The organism is Glaesserella sp. (genome assembly GCF_041817755.1).
In the GTDB taxonomy this organism is placed as follows: Bacteria; Pseudomonadota; Gammaproteobacteria; order Enterobacterales; family Pasteurellaceae; genus Glaesserella.
Genome location: NZ_JBGYBX010000047.1, coordinates 1 through 17,723 on the forward strand (window position 1 = coordinate 1; position 17,723 = coordinate 17,723).

General features: G+C 46.3%; 17 protein-coding genes. All 17 read right to left on the minus strand.

What is annotated here, in order from left to right; genetic code table 11:
• Positions 1-598, minus strand: a 598-nt coding sequence (locus ACEYKX_RS06715; RefSeq protein WP_373780668.1) for an AAA family ATPase, incomplete at its 3' end; no start/stop codon positions are given.
• Positions 599-658: 60 nt separating this feature from the next.
• The gene (gene cas4, locus ACEYKX_RS06720) at positions 659-1,324 is read right to left on the minus strand and encodes a CRISPR-associated protein Cas4 (protein WP_373767281.1); all 666 of its coding nucleotides are present in this window, start codon (positions 1,322-1,324) and stop codon (positions 659-661) included.
• Positions 1,324-2,187: a type I-C CRISPR-associated protein Cas7/Csd2 gene (cas7c, locus tag ACEYKX_RS06725; protein WP_373780669.1), complete on the minus strand. Its 864-nt coding sequence runs from the start codon at positions 2,185-2,187 to the stop codon at positions 1,324-1,326. Before cas7c ends, cas4 begins: the two co-directional genes overlap by 1 nt.
• 2 nt (positions 2,188-2,189) lie before the next feature.
• Positions 2,190-3,977, minus strand: coding sequence for a type I-C CRISPR-associated protein Cas8c/Csd1 (cas8c, locus tag ACEYKX_RS06730; RefSeq protein WP_373767279.1), 1,788 nt, complete (start codon positions 3,975-3,977; stop codon positions 2,190-2,192).
• Positions 3,974-4,648: a type I-C CRISPR-associated protein Cas5c gene (gene cas5c, locus ACEYKX_RS06735; protein WP_373767284.1), complete on the minus strand. Its 675-nt coding sequence runs from the start codon at positions 4,646-4,648 to the stop codon at positions 3,974-3,976. Before cas5c ends, cas8c begins: the two co-directional genes overlap by 4 nt.
• A gap of 185 nt (positions 4,649-4,833) precedes the next feature.
• Positions 4,834-5,064, minus strand: coding sequence for a DUF2188 domain-containing protein (locus ACEYKX_RS06740; RefSeq protein ID WP_373767278.1), 231 nt, complete (start codon positions 5,062-5,064; stop codon positions 4,834-4,836).
• Positions 5,065-5,140: 76 nt separating this feature from the next.
• Positions 5,141-7,423, minus strand: coding sequence for a CRISPR-associated helicase Cas3' (cas3, locus tag ACEYKX_RS06745; RefSeq protein ID WP_373767277.1), 2,283 nt, complete (start codon positions 7,421-7,423; stop codon positions 5,141-5,143).
• 297 nt (positions 7,424-7,720) lie between these two features.
• Positions 7,721-8,521, minus strand: a complete 801-nt coding sequence (locus ACEYKX_RS06750; protein ID WP_373767276.1) for a glycosyltransferase — start codon at positions 8,519-8,521, stop codon at positions 7,721-7,723.
• A complete protein-coding gene (locus ACEYKX_RS06755) occupies positions 8,521-9,405 on the minus strand; it encodes a glycosyltransferase family 2 protein (protein WP_373767275.1) in 885 nt (294 codons plus the stop codon). The genes ACEYKX_RS06750 and ACEYKX_RS06755 overlap by 1 nt, the downstream gene beginning before the upstream one ends.
• Positions 9,405-10,589 carry a hypothetical protein gene (locus ACEYKX_RS06760; RefSeq protein WP_373767274.1) on the minus strand — a complete coding sequence of 395 codons (1,185 nt, stop codon included), beginning with the start codon at positions 10,587-10,589 and terminating at the stop codon, positions 9,405-9,407. The genes ACEYKX_RS06755 and ACEYKX_RS06760 overlap by 1 nt, the downstream gene beginning before the upstream one ends.
• Positions 10,590-10,592: 3 nt before the next feature.
• On the minus strand, positions 10,593-11,375 hold the full coding sequence (locus ACEYKX_RS06765) for a glycosyltransferase family 25 protein (protein ID WP_373767273.1): 783 nt from the start codon (positions 11,373-11,375) through the stop codon (positions 10,593-10,595).
• A gap of 1 nt (position 11,376) precedes the next feature.
• Positions 11,377-12,303, minus strand: coding sequence for a glycosyltransferase family 52 (locus ACEYKX_RS06770; RefSeq protein ID WP_373767272.1), 927 nt, complete (start codon positions 12,301-12,303; stop codon positions 11,377-11,379).
• Entirely contained in the window at positions 12,300-13,505 is a 1,206-nt protein-coding gene (locus tag ACEYKX_RS06775) for a flippase (RefSeq protein WP_373767271.1), read from the minus strand. Before ACEYKX_RS06775 ends, ACEYKX_RS06770 begins: the two co-directional genes overlap by 4 nt.
• A gap of 33 nt (positions 13,506-13,538) precedes the next feature.
• On the minus strand, positions 13,539-14,699 hold the full coding sequence (gene neuC / locus ACEYKX_RS06780) for a UDP-N-acetylglucosamine 2-epimerase (protein ID WP_373767270.1): 1,161 nt from the start codon (positions 14,697-14,699) through the stop codon (positions 13,539-13,541).
• Positions 14,699-15,964: a cytidylyltransferase domain-containing protein gene (locus ACEYKX_RS06785; protein WP_373767269.1), complete on the minus strand. Its 1,266-nt coding sequence runs from the start codon at positions 15,962-15,964 to the stop codon at positions 14,699-14,701. The genes neuC and ACEYKX_RS06785 overlap by 1 nt, the downstream gene beginning before the upstream one ends.
• Before the next feature lie 15 nt (positions 15,965-15,979).
• Positions 15,980-17,020 carry an N-acetylneuraminate synthase gene (gene neuB, locus ACEYKX_RS06790; protein ID WP_373767268.1) on the minus strand — a complete coding sequence of 347 codons (1,041 nt, stop codon included), beginning with the start codon at positions 17,018-17,020 and terminating at the stop codon, positions 15,980-15,982.
• Positions 17,020-17,649 (minus strand): acetyltransferase, encoded by a 630-nt coding sequence (locus tag ACEYKX_RS06795; RefSeq protein ID WP_373767267.1) that lies wholly within the window; start codon positions 17,647-17,649, stop codon positions 17,020-17,022. Before ACEYKX_RS06795 ends, neuB begins: the two co-directional genes overlap by 1 nt.
• Between the last annotated feature and the right edge of the window lie 74 nt (positions 17,650-17,723).

Consider the following 17,723-nt stretch of genomic DNA (forward strand, 5'->3'; position numbering starts at 1 on the left):
AGGGATTTATCTCTTCTGCCAACTGATTCAAAACTGCTATTAACCCTTTATTGTACTCTTCAAAGGAGTTTTTCAATGCTCCTTTAAGCCCTGAAAATCGAGATCTATCAAATTCTATCTCATATACATCATTAATGATCAAATTAATTAAATCTGGAAAAGAAATATTGATTGCTGGAATATAAAAAAATGCAAAGCTTTTAATTATCTCCTCAATTTTATTCTCATCTAGTTTGTTCTTAGCTTTGCCTCTCCCAACCCCCTCAGGCCATAAACTTCCCTCATCATTTACAACAACTTCTCCTTCTAAAATTTCAATTTTTCTAATTAACTCATAGAATCTTCCCTTGTTATCTTCGAATTGAAGAGTAAGCTCTGTCGCTATAGACCCACCTCTTGTATTTTGTTTTAAATATGGAACATCTTTATCAAAAACATAGCCATCTGGATTAAAAAATAAATTTAATGCCCGTAATACATTTGTTTTCCCAACATTATTTGCTCCGCATATACTAATAAAGTTATTATCTGCATCAATTTCTATTTGAAGATCATTAATAGATCTAAATCTTTTAATATGAATATTTCTAAGCTTCATTTGGTAGCCTCAAATTTAAATAATTTAATGTTTACGCCAGGATATTATCAGTGATTCAATCTACTCCCCAAATAACCCCTCCACATACCCCGCCGATCTATCCCGCTCCAACAACTTCGGCTGGCATAGCTCTATGAGCGAGCACGCCTTACAGCGTTTGTCATAGTTAGGTGGTGGCGTTTGCCCACTTGCCAGTAGAGTCCTGACCTGATAAATGGTGGTAAGCGTCTGCTCTCTTAGTGCATCGGTAAACGCCACAGGTACACGATGACGGGTCTGCATATACCACAGCGCGCCTTCGCTGACGGTCTGCCCCGTCATCTCCTCCAAACACAGCGCCTGCGCGCAAAGCTGGATTTCGTCGAACGGTTCGGGTTTGGGCTTGCCGCGTTTGTATTCCACCGGTTTCAGACGGCCTGAAACCAAATCATGTTCCACCATATCGACAATGCCGCTGATGCCCAACCGCTGCGCCGACACATGCACACTGCGCTCAAAGCGCACACCTTTGCGTGTTTCCGGCTCGCCCGAATCCACCCGCTCGTGCAGCGAACGCCCCTGCGCGGTCAGATAGTTCTCCGCCCACGCCTGCTCGTTGTGAATCAACGCGCATTGGCGCGGGCAGAAGGCGTAGTGTTGCAGGGCGGAGAGGGAAACGGTGGGCAAATCCCGTTCCCCCGCGCCTGCAAGCGGTGGGTTTGTTGCAAAATTTTGCACATCGGGCATTACAGCAATTCTTCCACGCTCACGCCGTTGAGGCCGTCTGAATCGACACGAATTTGATAGTCGGCAAAACCCGATGCCGGCGTACCGCTTTCGCCGCTCACGCGCTCGACTTTAACGGCGTCGAACAGTTTGTGCGCGGGCAGGCTGCCGAGGGCGCTGTCGTGTTTGAACACGATGAGCTTGCGCGCCGCCATTTCGCCGCGGGCGGCGGAGCGGTCGTGTTCGAACATCAGTTTCAAGGCATCCCATAATTTCGCCAAATCTTCATCGGAAAAGCCGGTTTTGGCGGCAAGGTTGGCGGAAATAAAGCCGTGTACGCGGTAAAGGGCGTAGGGGACGATGTATTTGCGCCCCATGGTGCGCTCTTTTTCGAGGTCTTTTTCGTTGGTTACCGCCATGCGGGTGATGGAGATTTCCAGCGGCACGATGGGGTCGATGGATTGGGCGAACGCCAGTTGCACGGGGCCGCGCACTTGGCCGCTGTTGACTTCGGTAGTCATCACGGCGCCGAAGGTGCGGATATCGAAGAAGTTTTTGCACATCCAAGCGGTGATGTCGCGGGCTTTGGCTTCGTCTTTGGGCAGTTTTTTGGCTTCGGATTCGATGCCCAAGGCTTCATAGGCGCGTTTGTTTTGCAGGTTCAGCACGCCTTTGTCTTTCACGTAGATTTCGTAGCCCGGCTGGTTTTCGCTGGCGAGTTCGACAAAATTGCGGATTTTGCGCTTCAGGCACACGTCGGTAACCAAGCCTTTGCTGGATTCGGGATCAAGGCGCGGCATATTGCCGGCGTCGGGGTCGCCGTTGGGATTGCCGTTGGTTACGTCAAAAAAGTAAACGAATTCATAGCGGTTTTGGATGGACATGTTTATTCTCCTTCATGTGTTTGGGTGAGTGCAGGGTCTTTTTTGGCGAAGTAGCTTTGCTTTTGCTGGTAATAGCCGATGGCAAAGCGGCCTTGTTCGTCGATGCTCAAATGGCGCGGGAAAGTTTCAGGCAGCATGGCGATAATCTCGCCCAAATCTTTATCGAGATTGACCGCCATACCGGCTTTGTCTTTACGCAGGCGCGATAAATGGTGCTTGGCGCCCGACAACAGACGCGGAAAAACGGAAAACGGCACGGCGGATGCGGAGCCGTAATAACGGTCGGCAATGCCCGCATTCAATTCGCCCAGCGCCTGATACTGGATGCGCTCGAGCACGGCAAACAGCCGCCCGAGCAGATAAGCCTGATTTCGGCTTTCGGTGTTCAAACTCATGGAAACCTCCTCGTGAATAAGACCTTTTCTGAAACGCCGCTGCAACACGGCTTTAATCATGGCAACGCGCAAGCCGTTGGCATCGCCGTCGGCACGGATGCGGGCGATCAGCTGCGCCAGCAGGCTCATCGGATACAACGTGCCGCCGATTACGGCGCGCATCATCTCGCCTGCCAAAACGGGGGAAATGTTTTCGCTTTTGCCCAATACGGCCGTCTGAAGCAACAAACGCCATACCGACGGTGCGGTTTTCCACGGTCGCGGCTCCAGCGCCAAATCCTGCCAATGCTGCGCCAGATTCGCTGCCAATTGCCCGAACGTGGTATCCAGCCAAAAGCGGATGGAAATCCGCGCCGCATTCGGCGCCAAGCCCAAAATATAAAAGCGGGTATCGGGCGACAGATCGGGCGCGATTTCCTGCAAAGGGCGGCCTTTGGCGATTTGCTCCAAAATATCGAATACTTTTTGGCTTTGCTGCTCGTCATCGGGCGGGGTCATGATGTCGGCAAAGAAATCTTCGGCTGCGGCGGCGGTTTCGCTGTCGGCGGCTTCCGCCCAAAACACCGTGCTGGCATCGCCGATGGTGAGGCAATGGCCGTTTTCGCGGCGCAGCAGATAGTTCAGCGCGGTGGTATAGGCAAAGGCTGACACTTCCGACACCGGCGCATTCGCCCCCTGCTCTTTGCCAAACGAAGCAAAGGATTCTTTGTTAAACGAAATAATCGAGCCGCCCGAACTCTGCCCACCAAACACGCCCTTAATCGCCGGATGCAGCCGCGCAATCGGCGCTTCTTCGCCGCTGATCAGGCACAAGCCCTGCTCGGCTTCATCACTTTTCAGACGGCCTGCCCACAGCGTTTGCGCCGCCTCGCGCTTGTGAATCAAGGCGGAAGGCTTATCCAAAGCAAACACCACATTGGCATCTGGCGTTTCAGACAGGCATGGATAATCGGCAAACTGCGCAGGCTGCCAGTTTTGTAAAAAGCGGTAGAGCGCCTGCAAACCTTCGTCTTGTTCGTGTTGCAGCACATCCAAATGATATTGCCGGAACGCCTCGAAGGTTTTTTCAGACGGCACCACAGGTTCGGTTTTCGCCTGCGCCTTGTCTTTATTGGCTTCTACACCTAAGGCATAAGCGGTTTTGTCCCACAGGAAATTCGGCTTGACGCCCGACGTGCGCTTTTCAGGGCGCGGCACACTCATCAGTTTCGGCTGCGGTTTTTTATCCGCCGTTAAATTCGGCACCGCATCTTGCAGACGCCCTTCTTTATCCAATACCAAAATCCAGCCGATTTTTTCCTCGCTAAAGCCGTAAGGCGGCACTTTCGGATTGCCAACATCATCATTTTGCGTTGCCAGGCGGCGGTAATAACGCGCCAGTGAAGCCAAAATCATGCTTTCACCTCCTCGGCGTAAAACGGCGGCACTTCGATTACCCCGTTTTTCATCTCGGCACGGAAAAATTTCGGCAGATTGCCGTGGTCGAAATCAATATCGTGCAACATCCAGCCCAAATCGCGGTTGGCATCACTTTCAGGCAGGCATGATTCAGGGAAATCGCCGTCATCATCCACCCAAGCAAAATGCGCCGGAAACTCGCGCACGCCCATGCACGGCTGCTGGAAACACTGCCCCTTCGACGCCCGCCGCTTAAACATCTCGATATGCTTGGTAACTGTATCGTCCTCGCCCGCTTTGGCCGTCAGCACCGCATGGGCTTCAATCACATAGCCCACGTCTTTCAGCACCGTCGCCGCGCGCTGCTGGCGGTCGTCGTCAATCAACGTGTACAAACCCTCCACGCTCTTGCGCCGCATCGCCCCGCTGACCTTGCTCTCCGAAATCTTGCCGCCCAATTCATTGCGCCGCACCGATTCAAAACGGATCGGCTTCAATACATAAATGCGGTCAATCACCCAGCGGATTGCCGGCTTCCAATGCACCGCCGCCAACACCCCACGCACCGCCGACGGCGTGATGACATCGTAAGACACCCGCTCCACCTTCATTTCCGGACGGGTAAAACAGGCGTAATCGCCCCAAATGTGTAGGCGTACCCGATTCATTTTTTGTTCTCCTATGATTTTTTTAACCCACGCCTCCTCTAAGGGAGGCGGTTTTTCAATCACATGAAATTGTTTCAACCCTCAGCCGCCCTGAAGCGGCTGTTCAGATACACCGTGTTAAACGCCCGCAGACTACGTTAGTACACAAGTGCATCATCAACTGATTACAAAGAACAGCAAAGGAGCTACTTCTTGTCCCTTGGCGGGCAAGAATCGTTGCCATAGCTATTTCCAGCACGAATACGCCCGTCTGTGCCATGAATTTTGGTATCTGCCCGCTGATTCTTCGCAATTTCTTCTGCTCGGATAATGGCTTCTTTCTGCGTTCGATAAACGGCTGTTACTTTGCTATTGCCCGCACCTTTTACGCCCCAACCGTCAGCATGGGGAACAACGTGTTGGTTTTTTCTGCTCATGTTTTTCCTCCTAATATTGTTGAGATGTAGCAAGCCCGCTCATCTCTCGAAAAATTTTACTTCAATTTTATGTGATTTACAACACACTGTTTTCTGGCTGCACAAAGTACGGATTCGTCCAGCTGAATCCCGCCACTTCGTCATACAAATTCTGCTTGTCAATCAAGGCATAGAACTGCTTGCCGAATGTTTGCTCATTGATCGGCTCGATCAGCCGTTCTTTGTATAGGGCTACAAGAGCCTTTTCTGGAATTTGCACGGTGTAGGGCTGGAGTTTGCGCAACAGGCCGCCGATTTGGTCGGCGTGGCGCAGGCTGTCGATTAGGCGCTCGGCCTCATCGTCGAACGGGATGATGAGCGGCTGCATATGGGTTTCGATCATGCGGAACTTTGCCGCGATGGTTTGAAAGGGGAAGTTGAGGCTGCTGCCTGCGTTGTGGTGCATGGCGAGGATTCGGCGCTGGTCCAGCTCGGCGCCTTTGAGTTGGTAAACTTCACTAAAGTAATCAGTAATAGCTTCCACCGACAGTAAATCGCTAGCATGCTGCCGCACTACGGAGCGCATCACGCCGGAGAGCAGCCCGAGTTCGGCGGGGGCTTTCCATTGCGCTTCGGGCTGGAAAATCCAAACAAAGCTCTCTTCAGGCAGCCTTTTGCCTTCGCGGTTGCAGCGTCCGGCGGCTTGGGCGACGGAATCCAGCCCTGCCTCGGCGCGCATCACCAGCGGGAAATCGACATCGACGCCCGCTTCGATTAAAGAAGTGGCGATCACGCGGCAGGGTTCGCCGTTTTTCAGACGGCCTCGGATGGTTTCCAGCATTTGCGTGCGGTGTTTGGCGCACATCAGGGTGGTGAGGTGGAACACGCCGTCAAGCGGCTTGGCGCTGTCATACAGGCTGCGGGCGTGGCGGCGGTTGTTGACGATGATGAGCATTTGTGGGTGTTGCCCGAGCTTTTCCAACAGGTCGGCATCGGTTTGCAGGCCGATATGTTGCACGGTGGTTCGGCGCAGTTGTTCGAAAAGTGCGGTCGGATTCGGGGCGATTTCGCGCACGTTTTCAAAGCCGCGGTAAAAGCCGTGTTCGGTCTGCACGGCGGGCTGGGTGGCGGTGCACATCACCACGCTGCAACGGTAGTTTCGCGCCAGCTCTTTGATGGCCTGCATCACGGGCAGCAGCAGATTGAGCGGCAGCATTTGCGCTTCGTCGAGAATAATCACGCTGCCGGCGATATTGTGCAGCTTGCGGCAGCGCGAGGAGCGGTCGGCAAACAGCGATTCGAAAAACTGCACGGCGGTGGTCACCACCACGGGTATATCCCAGTTTTCGGAGGCTTGGCGCAGTTTGTCTTTGCTGTGCTTGTCTTTGAGTTTGCTGTCGTCAAAGGTGCTGTGGTGTTCCAACACGGCGGCGTCGCCCAAATCGCCGAAGGCTTTGCGGAACTCGGCGGCGTTTTGTTCAATAATACTGGTAAACGGAATCACGTAAATCACGCGCCGCATGCCGTGGCGCTTGGCGTGTTCCAAGGCAAACGCCATCGAAGTGAAGGTTTTGCCGCCGCCGGTGGGCACGGTAAGGGTAAACAAGCCGGGCTGCTCACCCGCTTGGGTAATGGCATGGTCGAGAATGTTGCTGCGCAAGCGGTTAAGCTCGGCGCGGCGTTGTTCGGCTTCGGTTGCCGGAGTCTGTTTGGCAAGCTGTCTGAAAGATTCGATAAAGGTATTGAAACGCTGTTGCAGTGCTTTTAAATCGGGATGGCCGCCGCGCTGCACAGCTTTGTTTTCAACGGAAGCATAAAAGGCTTCGGTATCGAGAAAATCAGCATCCACCAGGCAGGAATACAGCATGCGGGTGAAGAAAGCATAGGAAAACCATTTGTGATGGACGTCGGCCTTCAAGGGCGGTGCGGGCAGCTTTTCCGGCAGGGCAATTTCCTGCTGCCAAACAGGATCAAGTCGATGCAATGCTTTACCGTCAAACGGCTGTTCTAACCGCTGCGTCAAAGTGCGGCGGTTATCGCCCTCGCCATCGCCGTTGGCCAAACCGGCATGGTGGCCGGCAATGCAGAACGCCATCAGCTTGCCTGCCTTGTCGCCGAACCGTTCTACCGCAATTTTCGCACCTGCGGTGGCGTGGTCAACGGAAGAGCCTCCGTGCAACCGTTTATCAAACGCTTCCGTATATTTGCCCAAATCGTGCAGCTGCCCGGTATGGCGGGCGGTTTCCTCCGCACCAAAAAAACTGGCAAACCCCGCCGCCATCTCGCCGACTTGGGCAAGATGGCTGCTTAAGGTTTGCCATTGGGATTCGGGTTGGTTTTCGACGGAATGGGCGTAGTATGATGTTATTCCTTTACTCATCGTTATCCCTCTTTTGTTTCGAATATTTGCAATAATGCACGACCGGATAGTTTATTTATTATTCTTAATCCTCTTAAAAAAACAACCACATTTACAGACAAAACATGACAATATTGAGAAATATCAAAACTAAATTTACTCCAAAAAACCACCATATTACAAAAAACCAATTAAACATAAAAATACTTGCATAACCCATTATTACAAGCGGTCACTTTCGGCGGAAATTTTGCAAATGGCAGGAAAAGAAAAACTCACATGGCTTTATCAGCGATGTGAGTTTTGTTGAGGGAGAAGCTATTTACGTAAAAATTTATAGCAATATTCCAGCAAGGAGACGGGTAATAAGCGCGGGAGGGAGCGCATGAGGAAAGTCGCAAAACCCGAGAAGCAACCTTGTACGCCTAAACGTCGTTTGAGTTTAAACAAGCGCCATTCGGCTTTTGCTTGTGCGATGCCTCGGCGGCGACCGACCATGCCGTTACCGACACGGGCGTAAACCAGCACATCAGGAAGATTGGCGACATGCGGGTTTTGCGCAATCAGTTTGATCCATAAGTAATAATCTTCTTGTAAATCTTCATAACCGCCGCACTGTAAAACGTCACTTTTGCGGTACGCTACTGTCATATGATTGAACGGGCTGCGCTTTCGGGTAAATCGAACGATGTCCGCTGCAGCCATCGGTACGCGACGGTAGCTGACGATGTCATCAATATGTTGACCGAACTCGGCAATTTGCCCGCCGAAAATAACGGTTTCCGGATGACGTTGAATAAATTCAAGCTGCTTTTCAAAACGTTCCGGCACACAAATATCATCCGTATCCATACGGAAAACCCATTCGTGCGAACAGTGAGTTAAACCGATATTCAATGCTTTACCTAAACCTTGGTTTTTATCTAAACGAACGATAACAAGCGGTAGTTTTTGAGCAAAATTTTGCACAACTTGCTCTAATTCCGCCGTAATTGCGCCATCGAAAACCAAAACAATTTCATCAGCCGGATGCGTTTGCGTCACTAAGCTTTCAAAGCATTCGGTTAAATATTGGGGATTCTCTTTAATATAAAGAGACATTAAAACAGAAAACTTCATTAAATAAACCTTTTCATATTGATCGCAAGTTTAGGCGAAATAAATGTGATTAATGCAATAATTAAATATTTTAATTTTTTGCTGTGTTTGAACATTTTAAAATAATATATCGCTGCATTACGCGATAAATTCATAATATACGGATATGCCAGCATATAAAACGAGTTAAACACAAAATTATGTGCTTGTTGCGGGGTTTTCACATATTTTGCGTAAATCATTCGGATCGCTCTTTCGGTATTTTTCGTGTTGGTCGACACACTGTTTCGTTTGGTATGAAAAGCGCATTTGCTTAACGCTTGGTCGATATATTTCGGCATAAAATCCGCATCCGAAATCACTTTTAAAATAAAGTCATAATCTTCTAATGACAATAAGTCCGTTGATAACCCGCCGACCTTAAAGAACAGTGTTTTTTTAATACCGATCATCGGCATACCGCCTACTTTATTGGCTTGCAGAATATTGTCTAAGGTGAGATCCTGCGGATTGCTATAAGGGTGAGTGAAATAGGTAAAACCTTCATTCACCATCAGACATTCTGCCGGGTGATAGATAAAGTTCACCTGCGGTTCCGCCTGAATCGCCTTTGCCAATACCTCGCATTTTTGTTCGGCGAAACGATCATCATCATCTAAAAAAAGCAGCCATTCACGGCTTGCTTCCTTAGCGCCGATATTGCGACTTTCCGCCGCACCTTGATTTTGTTCATTACGGATAATTTTGACCGGAAATGCATAGGTTCTGTCCAATGTAACCGGCTGTTTGGAGCAATCATCGACAATGATCACTTCAAAATTCTGGGCGGTTTGTTTCTCTAAATCCGCTAACAAGAGCGGAACTTCCTCTTTACGGTTATAGGACGGAACAATAATACTGAACATTATACAGCCCTCTTGCTTTCAAAGAATAATTTGGATTTGCCGTGCGTACCGAACAGAGATAAAAACATCACTAACACTAACATGAGTCCCGGAAAGGCGTAGGTATCCGCTTTAATATTTAATACACTGAGAATAAATAAGGTAGAAAGGGTAAATGTCCAACTGCCGTCAAACCAGTTTTGCGCAATACGTCTGACAAAATAAAACATAAATAAAAAGCACGCCGCCATATAACCGATTCCGCCGTATAACGCTTGGCGGATAAAGCCGGAATCCGTTGCGCCGTAATATCCGCCGGTCGGCGTATAGTAATAACCGTCGCCGATCAAAATTTGTTTTAATTGCGGCAGATAAAGGTGGTTTTTTACTAAATTATCGCTTGAAGAACTGATGCTACCTTTATTGGATAATAGGTTGATTAAGGGTTCCAATGCATGTTCTACATATTTGTTATCGGCAAAATTCATCGCTAAAAATAAGCAGATTGCGGCAAAAGCGAGAAGTGCGGGAATATAACGCCATTTGAAATAGAGGGCGATACTCACAACCGAAAGAAATAAAAAGGTTCTGCCGGAAACTAACCCGATAAACAATAATAAAAACAGGAATACACTATTGATATTGTTATGCTTCGCGTTATAAGCGAGTAAAAAATGCAGTAAAACGATATAAAAAACGCTGAGTTGGAAAAATGCAGACGAAGTAATGTTGTACAAACGATACTCTTGTTCGGAACCATAAAAACGCTCCGGCAATACGGCGTTAGTCCATAATGCCAAATCAATCATAAACGAAAGTCCCGCCAATGCGACAACACCGATACCGGCTTGTACGGCAATACCGATTTTCAGATCCCTCACAACCAGTGCTTGCCCGTTCGGGCGGCGGTAAAAGATATTGTAAATACCAACACCAAACACGAATAAAATCAGCGTTTTACAATACATGATAATCACACCAAGTTCTTTGGTTCCGTGCAGCAATACCGGAATGATGCTAATGCCGATCAGTCCTAAAATAACCCACAAACTGTCCAGCGGCACGATAATGCCCTGCGGCAGATTTTTTTTATACGCTTGATATGCCAACCAAAGTAAAGCCAGCATTCCGGTAAAAAACGCCATTCGGAAAAAATGAAACAGCCACGGATCATAAATATAAAACAGATTAAAGAATGCTGACATTGCTTATTTCTTCCCTAAATTCCGAATGACCGCCAAGACTTTTTTTAACGGGTATTTCAGCAATTTTGCAAATAAACTATGATCAATCGAACCGCGAATCGATTCCAAATTACTGTTTACCTGCGGATTTTCAATCACCATTAACGGACGGACGACGGCAATATCCAAGCCGAAATGCTCGCCGAATAAAATAAAATCATCCGCCAGCCAATAGGGCAAACCATATTCCTGCACTTTCAGCAAAAACTGCTTGGCGACCGATTTTTTAATCAAATAGGCGACCGTACCGGCAAAATAATTTTTATAAGGATATACCGCAGCAAACGGACAAGCGGTCACTTTTGGCTGTAAAAATGCAAATGTCGTCGGATAGTTTATTTCCAATTCAATATCATCAAATGTCGCAATTTTGGACTGTCCAACCAACAGAATATCCGCAGAAACGCCCGCGGATAGAATCCGCTCCAGATTTTGTTGAAAATCCGCATTAAACAATGCGTCGTCTTCGCATACCAAGCAATATTCTTCATCGGCAATCGTTACATCTTGCACGATTTGCCGATAAACGCCCAAATGACTCAATGTACAACCGACTTCACCTTTCGTGGCTTCCCGCTCATAACGAGCGGCAAATTGCGGCAACGCAAAACGTTGCGCTAATCCTGCCAAATCTTCATTCATGGTATTAAACGCAGAAAACACGTGAAAATCTTGTGTATCCGCCTGTGCGAAAAAGAGTTCTCGTCGTTTTTGGTCTTTATCCAATGAAATTAAATATTTTTTCATCTTATGCTCGAATATCAATAATATTTACGCCGACATTTTCTAATAAATTGTAACAAGCGACATAAGAAGGCTCCGAAACATCAATTCGCAATGCCACTACTTCAATATTGTCGCTTTTATTCATAATATTTAATACCGCACTACTAAAATAAGTATAGATACGACATTTTTTATCGGCAAACTCTTGTGTAATGTAATCTTCAAAAATCAAATTCGTATCAATATAACGGACATTATCCAGCTTATATTTTTCACGAGGATGCGGCAGATAAGCATGAATATTGAAACGCTCAATCACCTGTTTCGCCAAGGCAATATTTTTCTGATCGTCTTGAAATACAGGCTGTCCGAGTAGAATATTGGTCACTTCATCCGATTGTACATTGCCGCTTATCGGCTTAACCAAATTGACAGCGGTGACCGGTTCAACGATATTCGGCAACTCCGGGTAAATCGTGTAATGATTACTGGATTGCCGTTTCAAGCTATCTATGCTGTATTTATTACCTAATAAACGGTTGATCAGTTTACGGTTTAAACTATCCGGGTTATTGGTATAAAAAATACTGCCCGGAATAATATTGGCTGTACCGTCATCAAACGTATTTAACTGATTAAATTGAATTGCACTTAAAATAAATTGAATTTGCAGTTCGTTAATATTCGCAACAAAAGCTTTATGAAAAGATTTTCCGCCGAATCTACGCTTTAGCTGCAAAATCTGTTTAAACAATTTAAGGCGCTGGGTTTCCTGCACCATTGCAAAAAATTCGACACATTTATCCGCCAAACGTTGTTTGTAGTAATCAAATTTTTTATTGCTCACGGTGGATAGCATAATGCCATAAAAAGGCTCGTTCGGATGTTGCTCAATAATTTTTTCAGCAATCAACACTTGTAACGGCGTACAACAAATAATTAAATTCATACGGTTTTTCCCACTCTGGCTGTCATGAGATATAAAATCGGTAAAATGGCGAGCGATCCGATAATACCGGCATAGGGAATATATTGAATCTGTGTGAACGTCAGTAAAATCAAACTCAATACATAAATGATGGTGGATAACACCGAACAAAACGAAATCAACGTATTCTTACCATAGTAGAACAGATAATTCACTAAAATCAGATACGGAACCACCAATGTGGTTGAAACTAAAAACAGCATTATATAGTACTTCGTCCCGACAAACTGACTACCGAGCAGCCACACAACAAACGTTTCCGGAATAAACCACATGATCAACGCCGGCAACGGCACAAGAATGAGGGAATATGACGCCCATTTATGCACCTCTTTTACCGATATTTTCTTTTGCTTTAAGGCTTCAAACAGGTGTGGGATCAAGGCCTTATTCACCGCCTGAATTAAGATCATCAAAATAGCGGCGAGCTGTGCCCCCATTGCATATAATCCTAAATCCGCTTCACTGAATTTATGGTAGATAAAAATACGATCCAGCTGACCTTTTAAGAAAATACTGGCATGATGCAAAATCAGCGGTGCGCCGAATCCAATCACATACCACAGTGCCGTTTTGTAACGGTTTACCCCAAACGTTTTACGGGTGGCGTGCTTGGCGTATAACACATACGCCAGCACAAATACCGCCGCATTGCTGAATAAGATCGCCAAAATCCGTTTTTCAACCAAATCATGTTGGTAATATTCCAACAGCATTACCGTCAACACAGCAGAGAGGATCGTGGAACAAAGTTGAATGGTGACATAAGGCAATGCCTGTTTTTGGCACTGCCGAACACTTAATTGCACCGCTAACAGCGATTGAAAAACCGCCGAGACGGCAACATACGCCATAATTTCGGATTTCACCAGCCAGCAACCGAGCAGAATAATGCCGCCCGTCAACAACGTATAAGCGTAACCGGCACCCATCACTAAATTCAGTGAGCGTTTGCCGTAAAAGTAGAAATAACGGGCAATAGCGCCCTCTTGGCTTAACCCGACTAAAATCGCAAATAGGGCGAGATACGTTTGAAAATAAGAGAGTTCCCCGAACCCTGCCACACCTAATTTTCTGGACAGATACGGCAATAATAAAATCGGTACGGACTTGGAAAGCAATTCACCGCCAAGGTAAATGATGCTGTCTTTTATGGCTTTCATATTTGCAAAATTTTAACCCAATCTGACCGCTTGTCAGCCGTTCAAATCATAGAAACCTTTCGGTTTGTCCTTATTCGGATCAGCTAAGAAGCGTTTGATCGCGTGATAAGCGTTTTCCATCGCATTCGCTTGGTAATACGGATTTATCATGTTTGGCAAACGTTGTTGGAAATCGTTTGACAACAAGGTCTCAATACCCCGTCGAATTGCTTCTCGGTTGATCACAACATCCACGACCGATTCACCGCGCACGCGACCTTGTTGACGATTACCGATATTAATCGTACCGACACCGCATGAAGGTGCTTCAATCAAACCGGAGGAACTGTTACCGATCAACCCCTGCGAATATTTAATTAATGCCAAATACTCTTCCGGTTTCACCGATGGGAAAAAGCAGAAACGGTGTTGCTCGGTATATGCTTTCAAGCGGGCAAAAATCAAATCCGAATGAGTGTCCGAATTTGAACCGATAAAGACAAATTGATAACGGTCTTTAAAACAATCCAATGCCGCCAACAGTTCGTCAAGTTGCTGCAATACCGGTTGTTCATTTAAGGTTTCGGGATGGAAAACCACCATAAAATACGGGGTTGTCGGAATCCCACGGCGCTCGATCAATTCCGCTTTACTCGGTAAGGTTAACCCTAAACTGTTTTCCGCACCCAATGAACCGACGTTATGCACGTAGTCGGGAAATTCCCCCAGCTGAATCACACGCTGACGATACACTTCCGTTGCGGTTAAATGCAGTTTTGCCATTTTGGTAATGCAATGACGGATAAACTCATCATAATTGCCCAAAGTTTGCTCGCCGCCGTGTAAATGTACCAAAGGAATATTATGCATTGCCGCTGCCGTCGCAACCGCCATCATTTCATAGCGGTCACCCAATACGATCACCGCATCGTAATGATGTTGCTGAAAATGTGCGCCGAACTTATCCAAACATTCCGCCATTGAATGCAAAATCGTCTGATTATTTTGACTGTCCAAGGTCAGCGGAATCTTTTCCGCCACGATAAAACCGTCATTTTCAATAATATTCACGGTATTACCGTACTGCGGGTCAAGATGCATTGCCGTCACAATCAATGAAAACTCAATGTCCGGGTCATCCTGTAACCGTTGCAATAAACGTTTTACAATACCATACTCTGCTCTCGATCCCGTTACATATGCGATACGCTTCATTATCGAATTTCCTTTTTCAGAATTTGCGCCAGTTTGGCATAACCTTCGTCATTAAGGTGTAAGCCGTCATTGCTGTAGCGGATATCCAATTTGCCGTATTTATCTTCAAATTCGGCATTTAACGCCACCACCTTCACATGACGCTCAAGTAACTCAGGGGTGATTTTTCGGTTAAACTCATCAATATCGGCATTGCTGCAATCCACTCGGAAAACCGTTTTCAAGCACTCCAAGACATAAATATCGGTCTGCGGATTAAGCTTCTTCACACCGTCAACAACCTTTAATACCGACGCTACCGCCTTGTCTACGGATGTGTCTTGGCGACGTAAATCATTCACGCCCAATAAAATTACTACACGCGGCGCTACACGCTTCAGATGAGGTGTCAGAATCAATGAATCATATTGTTCGGCGGTAATGCCGGAAATTGCCAAGTTATTGATTTTATTCCCGTTAATTTCTTCAATATACCATTGTGCCAACTGAGAATGACCGATAAAGGTTATATCGCTGTCCGCATTAAAATACGATTGCTTATAGTGAATTTCTTTAGTAATGCTTTCAAGCAAGACTTTATCTTTGTTCTGTTGTTGAATCAGATAATAGAAATATTCAAAGTCTTGACGGTCATCAATATCAATGGAAACGGATTTATCCATAAAATAGGCGATACATTTTTCACCGTAAAAATGTTTTTGTACCAAGTATGCATCCGGTTTAGCGGTAAAAATCGCCCCGTTCGGCGAATATTCGGGATGATATTGTTGGCGTGCGTAGTTCGAATAATCCAATTGGAAATATTTCAGACTTTCATCGTCGTCAATCACACGCGTCAATGTCGTCGGTTTATGCGCATCGCTAACCGAGACTAAAAAATCAAATTGCGCAAAATTTTTCTCGAATTTTTCACAAGCTTCCCGAATATGCGTCGCCGTGCGAAGCGGTGACGTCGGCTGTAACAACATAAAGTAATCAAATTCCGTCGTTTGATATTGTTGTAACACATCTTCAATCACCACAAACGAACTGGCTTTATCACCGGCTAAATGCGCAGCCCGTTTGATAAACTCAATCGGATAATGGGAAAGTAAGTCAATATACTCCTGTGAATCCGTTGACACGATAATTTTATCGAACATCCCCGATTCAATCGCCGCTTCAATCGAATACGCCATTAACGGTTTACCGTTAACTAACAGCACATTTTTATTCGGTAACCCTTTTGAACCGGACCGCGCCGTAATAATTGCAATTTTTTTCATAAAACCGACCGCTTGTTACACTTGTTGATTGTCAAAACGACTGTCTTGAATTAATTGATCTTCTTCAAAATCCTGCTGCGCTTCTTTGCCCAGTACTTCATACCAATGCATTGGGCTAATCCCGTTCCCCGGGCGCTTGGTCGTAATGTTCTCCGTGGTAAACACTTCACCTTTTTTAATCGGACGTGCGGCAATAATCGATTTACGCGCCACGATTTTGTTTTTCGCTTCGGAATTCGTCACCAATTTTTCCGATGAACCAAGGGATTTTTCCACCGCACGAATTCCTTCGCAAAGCAACTTCAACTCTTCCGGCGTCACGGACGCTTTGTGATCCGGTCCTTCAAAGTTTTTATCCAAGGTGAAATGTTTTTCAATAAACGTGATACCGTACGGCACGGCTGCCAAGCCGGCAAAATAGCCCGCCGAATGATCGGAAAAGCCGAGGCTGTAGTCGGCAAATTCAGCTTTTAATTGGTGGAAAGCATTCAGATTAACGTCTTCATAAGGTGTCGGATATTCGGTATTACAATGTAAAATCGTAATATCTTTTTTCGCCATGCCGTTATCTTCCAGCACTTTTAATGATGCCTTCGTTTCGTCAATGGTCGCCATACCGGTTGAAATCACAATGGTTTTCCCCGGAATCGGCAAACGGGCGATTTTTTCCAAATACGGTAAATTGGTTAATTCACCGGACGGAATTTTCCAGACTTTTTGTTGTTGGGAAGCTAAAAAATCAATGGATTCAAAATCAAACGGCGTAGAAAACACCTCTAAACCTAACGAACGGGCGTACGCTTCCAACTTCACGAATTCATCATAAGGCAGCTCCAATTTGCGGGTCATTTCCAATTGACTGTCCGCCGTGCCGGTGGTGACTTTTTGATATTCCGCTTTCGGCGCATATTTTGAAATGAGCTTATCGGCTTTAAAGGTTTGAAATTTCACCGCATCCACACCGCACGTTTTAGCGACATCCACCATTTTTTTTGCCAGCTGCGGATCCCCGTTATGATTACAGCCGATTTCAGCCACAATAAATACTTTCGACATTATTTAATATCCTTAATGAATTTTGCCGGAACCCCCGCCACAACGGTTCGAGGTTCGACATTACGAATAACGACAGCGCCGGCGCCGACTATCGCGCTTTCACCGATACGTAATTGACCGGTGACAACGGAAGAACTGCCGACAAAACAATAATCTTCGACAATCACATCGCCGTTTAGTGTCGTATTTGTTGAAATATTGCTGTGATTGCCTACTTTACAACCATGTTCGACAAGTGATTTGGTATTAATGATGACATCATCACCAATCGTCACACCGCTGTTAATGATCGCCATTTTGCCGACAAATACACCGATGCCTAACGTTGAATAAGAGGAAATAAGAGCCGTTTTATCAATCACATTAATGATTTCACAGTTAAACCGCTGTAATTTTAAAAACTTTTCCAAACGATGCTCATTGTTGCCGATACTGATAAAAAAGGCATATTGATCACGTTCTGCGAAGCTTTCGATATTTTCTGCCAAAATAGGAAAACTGAGATGAAGGGTTCCGACGGGTTTAAAACTGTCAATAAACCCGCAGAATTCAAATTGGGCAGTATCTAACGAATCTAATACAGACTTTGCATAACCGCCCGCACCGATAAAAACAACTTTTTTTCGCATAATTAATTACCACGCTATTGCAAAAATTTCCCCATTCTAATTTCAAACACCTTGTTAAACAATAGACAAGATCG